This is a genomic window from Noviherbaspirillum humi (assembly GCF_900188095.1).
Lineage (GTDB): Bacteria > Pseudomonadota > Gammaproteobacteria > Burkholderiales > Burkholderiaceae_D > Noviherbaspirillum > Noviherbaspirillum humi.
Genome location: NZ_FZOT01000014.1, coordinates 43518 through 56036 on the forward strand (window position 1 = coordinate 43518; position 12519 = coordinate 56036).

The window sequence follows — 12519 nt, forward strand, 5'->3', positions numbered from 1 at the left end:
TACCACGCCGTCCATTTGATGAGGTTGACATGATGATCGCTAACTTGAAAATCGGGACCCGGCTCTTTGCCGGCTTCGGCGCGGTGCTGGCATTGTTGATCGGCCTGACTTCGATTGCTTACATCAATTTGACCAGCCTGTCGCATGCAAACCGCATGAACATGCTCAGTTATCAGGTGCTGATGGAAGTGGATGCCATTCTGGAGAGCCTGATCAATATCGAGACCGGCGAGCGTGGCTACGTGATTACCGGCAATGAATCGTCGCTGGAGTCGCTCAATGCAGGCAATGCCGATTTCAAGAAGCATTTTGAAAAGGCCAGGTCGCTTGCCAGCGATGAGCCCGTTCAGCAGGAGCGGCTGAGCCGCTTGCTCGACATGCAGAAGCAATGGTATGCCGAAGGAATCGAACCTGTATTGCAGCTCCGGCGTCAAGCCGGCGAATCCAGGGAAAAACTGGAAGGCGTGCTTGCCTACGTACGACTGGGCAAGGGCAAAAAGGGCATGGATGCCATGCGGGCGCTCTTGTCGGAGATCGCCGGCACCGAATCCGCGCTGCTGGGAGAACGAGGCAAGGAAAGCCTCGAGCAGGAAGCCCGTACCAAGGCCATCCTGCTTTACGGCGGCATCTTCACCGTTGTCCTCGGCGGGATAATTGCCGCGCTGATCAAGGCCGGCGTCCTCAGGCAGATCGGGGGCGAACCGTCCTATGCCGCGTCGATCCTCAAGGAAATGGCAGGCGGCAATCTGGCGGTGCAGGTGCAGACCCGGACCGGCGACAGCTCGAGCATGATGCATGCGGTCAAGCAGGTGGTGGATCGGCTCTCGCACGTGGTCGGCGAAGTCAGCCAGGCGACAGCCGCGCTCACCAGCGCGTCGCAGCAGGTCAGCGCCACGGCGCAATCGCTATCGCAGGCCTCGAGCCAGCAGGCCGCCAGCGTGGAGCAAACCAGCGCCTCCATCGAGCAGATGACGGCGTCGATCGCCCGGAACACCGAGAACGCCAAGATCACGGACGGCATGGCCAGCCGGGCCGCGGGCGAGGCCAGCGAAGGCGGCGAGGCGGTGCAGGCGACGGTGGATGCGATGAATCAGATTGCGCAGAAGATCGGCATCATCGACGACATCGCTTACCAGACCAATCTGCTGGCGTTGAATGCGGCGATCGAGGCGGCGCGCGCCGGCGAGCACGGGCGCGGGTTTGCCGTGGTAGCGGCCGAAGTGCGCAAGCTGGCCGAGCGCAGCCAAGTGGCGGCACAGGAGATTGGCACGGTTGCCAGCTCCAGCGTCGAGCTTGCGGAGCGCGCAGGCCACCTGCTGGCGCAGATGGTGCCCAACATCCGGAAGACGTCGGATCTGGTGCAAGAGATTACCGCGGCCTCGCAGGAGCAAAGCGCGGGTGTAGGGCAAATCAACTCCGCCGTGAGCCATCTGAGCCTGGCGACGCAGCAGAACGCATCGAGTTCGGAGGAGCTGGCGGCCACGGCGGAAGAGCTGTCGGCTCAGGCGGAGCAACTGCAGGATACCGTCTCTTTCTTCCGCATCAGCGCCGAGGGCGCGCAGCCGCAACCTAAAGCGCGCAGCACTGCGCCAACGCGTCCTGCGCTACGCACGCCGGACGTCGGCCGGCCGGCTCCCCGCAAGCCCGCCAAGCCCGGCATGGCGGCCGAGACCGCGGAAGCGCCGTTCGAAGACGATGATTTCATCCGCTTTTGACATTGCCGACATGCCGCTCCATCCCGCTGTGCGCCCTGCATTGAGCACTGGCCCGTCTGCATCGGCATCGACGGAGCTGGCCATGGACAGAAGAGGCGCTTCGACGCAATGCCTGACCTTCACGCTCGGCGGCGAAGTCTTCGGACTGGCCATCATGGCGGTGAAGGAAATCATCAGCTATCCGGCACCGACGCCGGTGCCGATGATGCCGGACTGCGTGCGCGGCGTCATGAATCTCCGGGGTGCGTTGGTGACGGTGGTCGACCTGGCGCGGCGCCTGGAGCGCACGCCCGCGCCGCTCACCCGCCGCACCTGCGTGGTGGTGGTCGAGACCGAAGAGAGCGGCGAACCACAGATATTGAGCATGGTGGTGGATGCGGTGAATGCGGTGATCGACATCCCGCAGGCGGAGATTGCGCCGGCCCCCGCTTTCGGTGCACGCATCCGGCCGGAATTCATCGCCGGCGTGGCGAAGGTGGAAGGCCGCTTCATCATCCTGCTGGACATCGCGCGCGTGTTTTCGCTGGCGGAAATCGGTGCCGGCGCAGGCGCGGCAAACGTCTCGCCCGGACCATGAACTCCGCATTCCGTTTCGCTTCGAGATCGGACGCTGTCTTCGCCATGCCTTAATGCCTATTCCTACGGAGCCTCCATGCATGATCCCGTTCCCGACGCTCGGCGCAACGTTCAGCGTCCCACCGTTTCCGCAAGCCGGCCGATCCAAGCCGGCAGCATGCCGTATCTTAGCTTCACGCTTGGCAGCGAGCGCTTCGCCATCGGCATCATGAACGTGCGTGAAATCATCGAATATCCCGAACTGACCGACGTGCCCATGATGGCGCCCTGCATGCGCGGGGTGCTGAACCTGCGCGGCGCCGCCGTCACGGTGATGGACCTGGCGCAGCGCTTCGGCTGGCCCTTGGCGCCGGTGACGCGGCGCAGTTGCGTGGTGATCGTGGAACTCGGCTCGCCGGCGGATGGACGCAGCCAGGTGATCGGCGTGGTAGTAGATGCCGTCAATGCGGTGCTCGATATCGCCCCGGAGCAGGTGGAGCCGGCGCCAGCCTTCGGCGCGCGCATCGCGCGCGATTTCATTGCCGGCATGGCCAAGGTGGAGGGGCGCTTCGTCATTCTAATCGACGTGGCCCGCGTGTTCTGCGATCGGGATCTGCAGACTGCGCTCGACGCGGCGGCGGCAAGCTAGCGCCGCCCCGGGGCATCCGCTCAAGCCAACCAGCATGGGCCGCAGCACGATCGATATTTTCCTGCAGCCGGGCGAGTATTTCGTCGGCGGAGAAGACTTTTCCATTCGCACCCTCCTCGGGTCCTGCGTCTCCATCACGCTCTGGCATCCGCGCCTGCGGATCGGCGCCATGTCGCATTACCTGCTCCCTGCGCCCCTGAACATGCGATGCGGCGCGCCGGACGCGCGCTACGGCGAGGACGCGATGGCGCTGATGGCGGCTGAATTGCAGCGGCTCGGCGCGGCGCTGCAGGAGTGCGAGGGCAAGATATTCGGCGGCGCCAGCATGTTCCCGGAGCAGCGGGACATCAACTTCCAGATCGGACGCCGCAACGGCGAAACCGCGCGCCGCCTGCTGCAGGCCCACGGCATTCCGGTGGTCTCGCAAAGCCTGTATGGCGAAGGCCATCGCCAGATCGTGTTCGACATCGCCACCGGCCATGTCTGGTCGCGCCAGGTGAAGCCTACTCCGGCCGGCAGATAATTTCCCATCGCCGGCCTGCATGGACCCGGCGCCGTCCATGGCGCATAATGTGGCAGCGCAACACAGTGCGCCAACACACTCCATCGGCATGCCTTCAGGCGCTGCCGGCAATCAATATCAGAGACCAAGGGGCAAGAGATGGCAGACAACAGAGATGTCGTGATCGTCGGCGCGGCCCGTACCGCGATCGGCACCTTCGGCGGGACGCTGAAGGACTTCAGCGCGTCCGACCTCGGCGCGATCGTGGTGAAGGAAGCATTTTCCCGCGCCGGCGTCGATCCGGCCCAGGCCGGGCAGATCGTGATGGGCAACGTGATCCACTGCGAGCCGCGCGACATGTACCTGTCGCGCGTGGCCGGCCTGAACGCCGGCATGGCCAAGGAATCGGCGGCGCTCACGCTGAACCGGCTGTGCGGCTCCGGCCTGCAGGCCATCGTCACCGCCGCCAATGCGATTCAGCTCGGCGACGCCGAGGTAGCCGTCGGCGGCGGCGCTGAAACCATGAGCCGCGCACCCTACATCATGCAGTCGGCGCGCTGGGGCAACCGCATGGGCGACGCCAAGGTGCTGGACATGATGCTCGGCGCCCTGGCCGATCCCTTCGGCGCCGGCCACATGGGCATCACCGCCGAAAACGTCGCCGACCAGTTCGGGATCAGCCGCGAGGAGCAGGATGCTTTCGCCGCCGAAAGCCAGCGCCGGGCCCTGGCTGCCATCGCCGCCGGCCACTTCAAGTCGCAGATCGTGTCGGTGGAAATCAAGACACGAAAGGGCGTGGAGCTGTTCGACACCGACGAGCATCCGAAGGAAGGCACCACGGTCGAGTCGCTGGGCAAGCTGAAGCCGGCTTTCCGCAAGGAAGGCGGGACGGTCACCGCCGGCAATGCGTCCGGCCTGAACGATGGCGCCGCCGCCTGTGTGCTGATGTCGGCCGAGGCGGCCGCCCGCGCCGGCGTCAAGCCGCTGGCGCGACTGGTGTCCTATGCGGTGGCCGGCGTGGACCCGTCCATCATGGGCACCGGTCCCATCCCGGCGGTGAAGCTGGCGCTGCAGCGGGCAAGTCTTCAGCTCTCGGACATGGACGTGATCGAATCCAACGAAGCTTTCGCCGCGCAGTCGCTCGGCGTATGCCGCGGGCTCGATCTCGATCCGGCCCGCACCAACCCGAATGGCGGCGCCATCGCGCTCGGCCATCCGCTCGGAGCCAGCGGCGCCATCATCACGGTGAAATGCCTGTATGAACTGATGCGCACCGGAGGACGCCATGGCTTGATCACCATGTGCATCGGCGGCGGCCAGGGCATCGCCGCCGTCATCGAGCGGCTCTGACCAAGTCAACCGGCCCGGCGTTCGGCCGGGCCGGTTGATTCCCCGCCGTCCGCTCGAAAGTGCGCCACGCCGCTTGCGCCTGGTCTGGGCGGAGCAAGCGGTCTGCTTTCATATTCCATTCCTGCTGTAAGCGCATCCCTGCTTACGGCGTCGTGCCGTTTCGCTCCCATATTCATGGGATTTCTTGCGCAACCCGTTCACCATTTCGTCATTTCAGCGGCATTCGTGTCCGGCAAAAACCCAAATCCAAGATAATCGGTGTTACTCTGATGCCGGGCAGAAACATTCCATAACGTTGGTTATCGGCGAGTCATGGGCAACGTGCGCACGTTAGGTAAACGGACATTGAGCCTTGAGGTGGCGGAGACTTTTCGCATCGCAAGTGCCTACGCAGCGCTCGCCTGGCTGTCCGAATTGCTCGCGGTGCCCCCCGACCTCGTCATTGCCTTTTTCCCGGCGGCCGGTTTCGCGCTGGGCCTGACCTTGATCCGCGGCTGGCGCTGCCTGCCCGGCATCGGTCTTGGCTGGTTGGTTTTCATTACCTGGCATATTTACCAACGCACCGGCACATTCGGTCCCGAGCACTTTCTGCCGGCCGGCATCACCGCACTGGGCGCCATGCTGCAGGCCGCGCTGGGCGCCTGGCTCATCAAGCGTTACGGCGAATATCCCTCGCCGCTCGACAAGCCCCGCACGCTGCTGCAATTTCTTTTCCTTGCGGCGCCGGCGAGTTGCCTGACAGGCGCCAGCATCGGCATGCTGGCGCTGGCGCCGGCAGGATTGATACCGATGGAAAAGCTGGCTGATTATGGATTCAACTGGTGGCTGGGGGACACGCTCGGCGTTCTCGTGACCCTGCCCCTGGTGCTGATCTGGCAGGGACAGCCGGCACGGCTGTGGCGGGCCCGGCGTTACACCGTCGGCTTGCCGCTTCTGGTCAGCATTTCCGTCGTGGTGACGGGCTTCGTCATCGTGCGGGAAGTGGAGCAGGAATACCGATTCGGCCAGTTCGAGGATGATGCCCTCTCGATTGCCCAGACCATGCAAACCGCGCTCAACCTGCGTGGCGAAATGCTGCATGGCATGGCCAACTTCATCAGCTCCGCGCCGGAAGTCAGCGAGGCGCAATTCCGGGCCAACGCCGGCCGCCTCATGGAGCGCTATTCCGCCTTGCACCGAGTCGTCTGGGCGCCTGGCGCCGGGACAGGCGGCAGCCAGCGCGGCAAGGCGGGCGCCGGCCGGCTGCGCATGCCGGTGCAATATGCGCAGGCGCCGGATGGCCCCGTGCATGAGACCGGAACCGACCTCGCCGCCATCCCGGAATTGCGCTGGCTGATCGAGGAAGCACGCGATAGCGGTGAACTGAGCGCCGGCGCTCCGCTGCGGCTGCAGTCCGAGAAAGGCAATCGACTCGCACTGCAGTTGATCATTCCGGTCACCCGCGGCGGTGTGGACGGCGGCAGCGTGGCGGAACGGCGGCGCGCTTTCCTCGGTGCGTTGGTGGCAACCTTCGATATCGACACCCTGGTTCGCAATGCCGTCGGACTGGACAAGCGGCGCCGGGTGCAGTTTTCCCTCACCGAGTCCAGTCCGGCAGGTTCGATGGCGCTGCTCTACCGCAGCAGTGAGTCGAATCTGCCGCGCACCTGGGCCGCGGTCAACACCAGCTTCGATTTCGGCGGTAAGACGTATCTCTTCAGTGCGGTGCCGGCCGAGGAGTTCGGCGGCGGCCAGTTGAGCTGGCGCTCATGGTGGGCCCTCAGCGGAGGCATGTTCTTCGCTGCCATGATGGCGATGTATCTGCTTCAGATCAGCGGCCACTCCTATAACGTAGAGCGCGAAGTCGCACACCGCACGCGCGAACTGGATGCCAGCCGGGATCAGCTGCGCACCAGCCTTGGCATGCTGCGGGTGCTGGTCGAAGGCAGTTCCACTTTCCTCTGCGTGCGCGATACCAAATCGCGCTTCCTCTACGTCAACCGCGAATACGCGGACATGATCGGCTGGGACAAGGAAGATCTCATCGGCCGCTCGCTCGAGGAAGTCTTCGGCGCGGAGAGCGCCGGCCGGGATATCGCCACCGACCGCGAGGTTCTGCAAGGCGCCGCCAATGTGCGCGAGGAAATCGAACTGCAGGCAGCCAACTTCCCCGGGCTGCGCACCTTCATGATCACCAAGTCGCCCCTGTTCCATGAAGACGGCACCCTGTATGGGGTCTGCATCGTCGGCGTGGACATCACCCAGGAAAAACGGGAGAAGGAAAAGCAGCGCGAGAACATGCTGATGCTGCAGGCGGTGATGGAGAGCACCTCTTCTGCCGTGTACGTGTGCGACCCCGACGGCAATTTCCTGTATGCCAACCGGCGCTTCGAAATGCTGCTGAATCTGCCGAGCGGCATGCTGGTCGGGCGCAATGTGCGGAGCATCTTCAGCGAGGCGGTTGCGCAGGAATACCTGGATCATTTCCATCGGGTCTGCAGCGAAGGCTTCTCCATTTCCGAAGAAGTGCTGCATCATGACCAGACCCGTCCGCTGATCCATCTCTTCGTGCGCTCGGCGCTGCGCAACGAGAGCGGCGTGGTCTACGGCATCTGCGGCGTCGGCACCGACATCACCCGCTTCCGCCGCGCGGAGGAAGCGCTGCATGAACTGAACCATCAGCTGGTGGCCACCTCCGCGCTGCAGCTTGCCATCCTCAACAGCACCAACTTCGCCATCTTTTCGGTCGACATGACCGGCACCCTGCGCGCCTTCAATGTCGGCGCCCAGCGCATGCTCGGCTACAGCGAGGAAGAAATGGTGGGCGTGCAATCGCCGGTCGTGCTGCACGATCCCGACGAGATCATGCTGCGCGCCCAGCAGCTGTCCGGCGAACTCGACATGCATGTCCGCCCGGGCATCGACGTGTTCTTCGCCAAGCCCGGCCGCAGCTTGGTGGACGAGCATGAGTGGACCTTCATCCGCAAGGACGGCAGCCGGTTGCCGGTGATGATGTCGGTCAGCGCACTGCGCAACGAGGCGCTCGAAATGGTCGGTTATGTCGCGGTGGCTTACGACCTGACCGAGCGCAAGAAGATCGAGCGCATGAAGGACGAGTTCATTTCCACCGTCTCGCATGAGCTGCGCACGCCGCTGACGTCGATCCGCGGATCGCTTGGTCTGATGGTGGGCGGCATGGCGGGTGAGCTGAGCGCGCGCGCGGTATCCCTGCTCTCGATCGCGCGCAATAACTGCGACCGCCTGACGCGGCTGATCAACGACGTGCTCGACGCCGAGCGCATACGCAGCGGCCACATGAATTTCCATATGCTGACCTGCGATCTGCGCGCGCTGGTCGAGCAGGCCATCACCGCCACCCAGCCCTACGCCCAGCAATATCAGGTGGAATTCGAATTCGAACCGCCGGACGACGACATCATCGCCAAGGTCGACAGCGACCGCATTCTGCAGGTCATGGTCAACCTGCTCGGCAACGCCGCCAAGTTCTCGACGCCCGACAGCACGGTCCGCGCCACGCTCAGCCGCAGCGAAGCCGGCATCCGCTTCGCCGTCATCGACCATGGCTGCGGCATACCGGAGGAGTTCCGCGACCGCATCTTCCAGCGCTTTGCCCGTGCCGATGCCAGCGCCACCCAGCAGAAGGGCGGCACCGGTTTGGGACTGAGCATTTCCAAGTCCATCATCGAGCGCCACTACGGCCACATCGGCTTCTACAGCGAACCCGGCGTGGAGACGGAGTTTTATTTCGAACTGCCACTGGCGCCGGTGGAACTGGCGCTTTTGCCGCAGCCGTCTCCTGCGCTGATGAATCCTGCCGGCGATGGCGCCGCCGCTGCTTCACCCGCCGCGCCGGTTGCGGGAGCCCTCGATCAGCCGCCTGCGGCGCCGCACGTCACGGAGGCCGAGGCATGACCATCCCACCTCTCATTCCCGGAAAGGCTTCCTCATGACGGCGCCTGCTCTGCACTCCATTCTTTACGTGGAAGACGATCCCGACATACAGACCATCGCCCAGATCTCGCTCGAGGAAGTCGGCGGCTTCTCGGTTCGCATCTGCAATTCCGGCATCGAGGCCTTCAATGTGATCAATGCCGGTTTCACGCCGGACTTGATGCTGCTCGACGTGATGATGCCGGAGGCCGACGGCCCGATGATTCTGGATGCGCTGCGACGCCTTCCCGAAACCAGGTCCACCCCGGCGGTGTTCGTCACCGCCAAGGTGCAGCCGAACGAGATCGCTTACTACAAATCGCTGGGCGTGCTGGGCGTCATCGCCAAGCCGTTCGATCCCATGCTCTTGCCGGAGCAGGTACAGCAGCTCTGGCGGGATGCGCATGATTGAGTCTGGGTCGGGCGCCGTGCAGGAGAAGCTGGAGGCGCTGCGCCGCCGCTACCATGCCGGACTGCCTGGACGCCTGGCGCAAATAAAAGCGGCCGCCGAGCGGTGCCAGGCGATGCAACCGGAGGATGTCGAAACGCTGCACCGGCTGCTGCACAGCCTGGCCGGCTCGGCTGGCGTATATGGCATGCCCGAGCTCGGTGCCGAAGCGCGCCGGCTGGAGGTCGTTCTCAAGCAGGTGAAGCCCGGCGGCCATGCGGCGATCCCGCCGGCGCTGCGTGAAGAGATTGCTTCCTTCGTCGTCCGCTGGTCGTCCGACAGGCCTTGAATGCCTGCCTGACGCGACCGGGCAGACTAATTGCTTCGGTTGCGCCAAGGCCACCGCCTTCTCCTGCCCGTCGCGCTTTTGCGTGAAGCCGGAAACAAGCGCGGCATACGATAACAAGAAGCGGATTCATCCACGATGGGAGCAGGCAGATGTCCGGAATGTTTGCATCATGCTTGGGGCGGGAAACCTCAACCAACTATCCCGACCTTGAACAGCCGCATTGGCTTACCCGCCATGTCGCGGCCGACGGCAGCGTGCCTTACCGCATCGACGAAAACACGCGTATCGATGCCGAGGTGAGGAATTTCTTCCGAAACCTGGCGGTGAACGATTTCTGGCGCGGGGGACGCACACCGAATCCGGTGCAGAACTATTCCCGGGCGCAGCGGCGCTGCCTGCAGCGGGCGCTTGGCTTATCGGGCATATTTGGAATGGGGGACTTCTTCCGCATCTGGGCCGACGCTTTCCACCAGGCGCGCAGGGATACGGAAGCGCTGCAATCCCTGCTTGTCATCTTCCTCGATCAAAACGCCGACATGCTGGCCCAGCTGCACCGCTTGTCCCTTCCCGGCATGGAGGAAGCCTCCGCCGGCGTCCTGGCGCTGGGCACGGCCCTCGGCGGCGGGGTGGCCGATTTTTGCATCTGGCTGCTGCGCGATTGGCTGCCGCCGCATCTCGCCTATTTTCACCACGGACCGCGCCTGACCGGCTTGGGCTAGCCGCTCAAGCCGCGCCAGCCACATATCGCCGGCTCCACGACCCGATCAGGCCGGCGGCATAATCCGCATCGTCCCGGCGTGTCAGCAGATGATCGGCTCCCGGCAGCGCCACGAAGGATTTCGGATGCGGCGCAGCGTTGAATATCGCCTCTCCGTGGCTGATCGGCACCGTGCCGTCTTCGGGAGAATGCAGCACCAGCAGCGCCGCCCGCAGTTGCCTCAAATGGGCCAGCAGTCGCTGGTGCGCCATATCCTCCAGGAATTGTCGGCGCATAGGGAAGCGCCTTCCCGCCAGCATCACCGTCGCCTCGCCTTCCCGCTCGAGCTCCGACAGGCTGGCCCCGAAGCTGGCCAGCACATGGGCGGGATCGCTCGGCGCACCGAGCGTCACCAGCGCCCGGGTGCCGCCCAGACGAGCCGACGCCGCCAGCACCGCCGCGCCGCCCCAGCTGTGGCCGATCAGCAAGGCGGGCGGACGATGATGCGTTTCCAGATAGCGGGCTGCCGCCACCAGATCGTCCAGATTGGATGAGAAATTGGTGTTTGCGAATTCGCCGTCGCTGCCGCCGAGTCCAGTGAAGTCGAAGCGCAGCACGGCGATGCCATGTCGCGTCAGCGCCTGGGAAATCCGGCTCGCGGCCAGAACATCCTTGCTGCACGTAAAACAGTGAGCGAACAGCGCGTAGGTGGCCGGCGCCCCGTCCGGAAAATCCATCCGCGCCGCCAGTTGCTGGCCGTCGCTGCCCTGGAATTCGATGCGCTGACTGCTCATGCTTTCTCCTAGCTCGAATGCTGCAGCCTCGTAGCCGAGGTACCATTCTCCAGTTTTACGCACCGCCTGCGCTGGCGCAAGGCGAGTCCGATTTTTGGCGAAAGCCCGGTCCAGGGGAGAGTATGCTGCCATCGGGTTCGCTCCGTACACCGTTTGGGCGACCCGATTGCCAGCAACGAAAGGAAATCCCATGCCTCCAGCCATTCCCGACACCGGACCGGGCTTCGATCTCATCAAGCCGCATGTGAAGGATATCGGCGGCTTCACCGTGAAGCGCCTGCTGCCCGCCCATCCGCATCAGATGGTCGGGCCGTTCATCTTTTTCGACCATATGGGCCCGGCGGAATTTTCTCCCGGCCAAGGCATGGATGTGCGCCCGCATCCGCACATCGGCCTGGCGACGGTGACCTACCTGTTCGATGGCGCCATCATGCATCGAGACTCCCTGGGCACGCGCCAGGCCATCAGGCCTGGCGACGTGAACTGGATGACTGCGGGTTCAGGCATTGCCCACTCGGAACGCACGCCGCCGGACCTGCGCGAGCGCGGCGGCACCCTGCATGGCATCCAGACCTGGGTAGCGCTGCCTGTGTCCGATGAAGAAGCAGAGCCCGCCTTCGAGCATCATCCCGCCGCCACCCTGCCGGTGATCAAGTTTCCGGGCGTCACGCTGCGGCTGATCGTGGGCAATGCCTTCGGCCAGTCGGCGCCAGCGCGCACCTACTCGCCGATCTTTTACCTGGCGGGCGACATGGAAGGCGGCAGCCGTTTCAAGCTGCCGGCCGAGCACGAGGAAAGGGCGGTGTACCTGGTCGAGGGCGACCTCAGCCTCGATGGCCAGCCGCTGGAGGCGCATCGCATGGCGGTGCTGAAGCCGGGCGGGGAGATCGAGTTGTCCAGCCAGGACGGCGCGCGCCTGATGCTGCTCGGCGGCGCGAAAATGGAAGGCGAGCGTTTCATCTGGTGGAATTTCGTTGCCAGCAGCCGCGATGCGATCGCGGCCGCCAAGGAAAAATGGCGCCAGCAGGCCTTCGGCCAGGTGCCGGACGAGAGCGAGTGGATTCCGCTGCCGCCGGAACCGAAACCGGCGGAGTCGTTCAGCTAGCCGACGCCTTTCTTCCCGCAGCGCGATGTTCCTCGTAGCAGGCGCTGCGGTCGTTGAAGCAATCCTCAGGGTGCCCCCTGTCGGTGGTCCGCCATGTCCTGCTGAGCCGGATTCTGCAGCCCGATCCGGCAATAGGCGTTGACCACCACCTTGTCCGTCACCCGGTAGTCGGCACGGGGCATGAATTCGGTTTCGGTCAGGTGCACCAATACCGCGTCCTGCACATACAGCAGCTTCCATCCAGCCCGTTCCCCGCTGGCGCTGCCACCGGCCAGCTGGTAGCAGCGCAGCACTTCATTGCCGTGCCTGTCCTCGCCATAGATGTGAGGTTCGACGATGCGGGAATAGCCGTGATAGCGCAGTTCGAGAATGTGGCGCTGGTCGATGGCCTCACAGATCATCGGGTTCATGTGGAGGTTTCGCGTGGTCGATGGGGGTGAGACCACGATGAATGTGCTTCGTTCTCTTGGTGCAAATACCTTCCC

Annotated in this window: 12 protein-coding genes; 10 read left to right on the forward strand and 2 right to left on the reverse strand. The window is 64.4% G+C overall.

The window, feature by feature from the left end:
* Positions 1–32: 32 nt before the first annotated feature.
* From CHB88_RS17655 to CHB88_RS17695, 9 genes are all read left to right on the forward strand, one after another.
* Positions 33–1715 carry a methyl-accepting chemotaxis protein gene (locus CHB88_RS17655; RefSeq protein ID WP_089400751.1) on the forward strand — a complete coding sequence of 561 codons (1683 nt, stop codon included), beginning with the start codon at positions 33–35 and terminating at the stop codon, positions 1713–1715.
* A gap of 82 nt (positions 1716–1797) precedes the next feature.
* Positions 1798–2292, forward strand: a complete 495-nt coding sequence (locus tag CHB88_RS17660; protein WP_089400668.1) for a chemotaxis protein CheW — start codon at positions 1798–1800, stop codon at positions 2290–2292.
* 156 nt (positions 2293–2448) lie between these two features.
* Positions 2449–2919, forward strand: a complete 471-nt coding sequence (locus CHB88_RS17665) for a chemotaxis protein CheW (RefSeq protein ID WP_089400669.1) — start codon at positions 2449–2451, stop codon at positions 2917–2919.
* A gap of 34 nt (positions 2920–2953) precedes the next feature.
* Positions 2954–3442, forward strand: coding sequence for a chemotaxis protein CheD (locus CHB88_RS17670; protein ID WP_176442537.1), 489 nt, complete (start codon positions 2954–2956; stop codon positions 3440–3442).
* Between the two features lie 138 nt (positions 3443–3580).
* Entirely contained in the window at positions 3581–4771 is a 1191-nt protein-coding gene (locus CHB88_RS17675) for an acetyl-CoA C-acyltransferase family protein (RefSeq protein WP_089400670.1), read from the forward strand.
* A 357-nt stretch (positions 4772–5128) separates the two neighbouring features.
* Positions 5129–8683, forward strand: a complete 3555-nt coding sequence (locus CHB88_RS17680; RefSeq protein WP_176442538.1) for a PAS domain-containing protein — start codon at positions 5129–5131, stop codon at positions 8681–8683.
* Positions 8684–8717: 34 nt separating this feature from the next.
* Positions 8718–9113, forward strand: a complete 396-nt coding sequence (locus CHB88_RS17685) for a response regulator (protein WP_089400672.1) — start codon at positions 8718–8720, stop codon at positions 9111–9113.
* Positions 9106–9438 (forward strand): Hpt domain-containing protein, encoded by a 333-nt coding sequence (locus CHB88_RS17690; RefSeq protein WP_176442539.1) that lies wholly within the window; start codon positions 9106–9108, stop codon positions 9436–9438. Before CHB88_RS17685 ends, CHB88_RS17690 begins: the two co-directional genes overlap by 8 nt.
* A 158-nt stretch (positions 9439–9596) precedes the next feature.
* Positions 9597–10157, forward strand: coding sequence for a hypothetical protein (locus tag CHB88_RS17695; protein ID WP_217900193.1), 561 nt, complete (start codon positions 9597–9599; stop codon positions 10155–10157).
* Positions 10158–10161: 4 nt separating this feature from the next.
* On the opposite strand, the gene CHB88_RS17700 is transcribed toward CHB88_RS17695, so the two are convergent.
* Complete coding sequence (locus CHB88_RS17700) at positions 10162–10929, reverse strand: alpha/beta hydrolase family protein (protein WP_089400675.1); 768 nt, start codon at positions 10927–10929, stop codon at positions 10162–10164.
* A gap of 190 nt (positions 10930–11119) precedes the next feature.
* On the opposite strand from CHB88_RS17700, the gene CHB88_RS17705 reads away from it, so the two are divergent.
* On the forward strand, positions 11120–12034 hold the full coding sequence (locus CHB88_RS17705; protein ID WP_089400676.1) for a pirin family protein: 915 nt from the start codon (positions 11120–11122) through the stop codon (positions 12032–12034).
* Positions 12035–12099: 65 nt separating this feature from the next.
* On the opposite strand, the gene CHB88_RS17710 is transcribed toward CHB88_RS17705, so the two are convergent.
* The gene (locus tag CHB88_RS17710) at positions 12100–12435 is read right to left on the reverse strand and encodes a hypothetical protein (protein WP_089400677.1); all 336 of its coding nucleotides are present in this window, start codon (positions 12433–12435) and stop codon (positions 12100–12102) included.
* Between the last annotated feature and the right edge of the window lie 84 nt (positions 12436–12519).